The organism is Acidiphilium sp. JA12-A1 (assembly GCF_000724705.2).
GTDB classification, from domain to species: domain Bacteria; phylum Pseudomonadota; class Alphaproteobacteria; order Acetobacterales; family Acetobacteraceae; genus Acidiphilium; species Acidiphilium multivorum.
The window spans coordinates 1-653 of record NZ_JFHO01000224.1 but is presented as its reverse complement, the minus strand read 5'-3'; the positions used below and the strand labels follow the sequence as shown (position 1 = coordinate 653).

Genomic DNA, 653 nt, shown 5'->3' with positions numbered 1-653 from the left:
GACCAATCGGCATCGGTGAGGTCGCTTGCGTAGCGCAATCCGACCCGGCAATATCGTCGCCGAGCGATTTCAGTCCAGGCCATCGTATTTCCGTTCGTCTTCGCAAACGAACTGAATCACAACCCGCTGAAATCGCTCAACTATCTTTTGCGGTCCGGCTCTGAGAGATGCTGGCGTCTGCTTTTCCATAGGTCCTGGCTGGAGTCCGGCGTCAGTATTTGAATATCTTCGCGAACAAGGTTTGATAATCGGCTCCTGCCAAAGGGCATTATGGCGTAGGCCCAATAATTATTTCATAGAAGAAATAAAATAACTTTACTCATTTTTATCGAATTCGCTTGCCGACGTGGAGGACTGCCGCGCCGGCTAACGCCGACGATAGCTGAGCGGTCGCCCGAGAACCCGCTTATGGAGCCGCTTGGCAGTCCCGCGAAGGCCCTGGCCCTGCATGGCGCGGATGCCGAGCAGCGCCTGGTGCTGGCGCGGCGTCAGCCCGTCGCGCCGGGCGGCGGCCTCGCTGAAGGCGATGAACTTCCGCAGCGCGAAGCGGAACGAGGCCAGCATCTCGTAATCCTCGTCGGTCAACCGCGCATCAGCCATGCTGTCTCCTCTTCCCGGCGGGTTGCCGTTGTATATCGCATTACGATATATGG

Annotated in this window: 1 protein-coding gene and 1 pseudogene; both read right to left on the bottom strand. The window is 57.4% G+C overall.

The window, feature by feature from the left end; translation table 11 throughout:
• Positions 1 to 83, bottom strand: a pseudogene (locus RT91_RS22385) (IS5/IS1182 family transposase); the annotation flags it as partial.
• 283 nt (positions 84 to 366) lie between these two features.
• A complete protein-coding gene (locus RT91_RS19420; RefSeq protein ID WP_240314379.1) occupies positions 367 to 600 on the bottom strand; it encodes a hypothetical protein in 234 nt (77 codons plus the stop codon).
• Between the last annotated feature and the right edge of the window lie 53 nt (positions 601 to 653).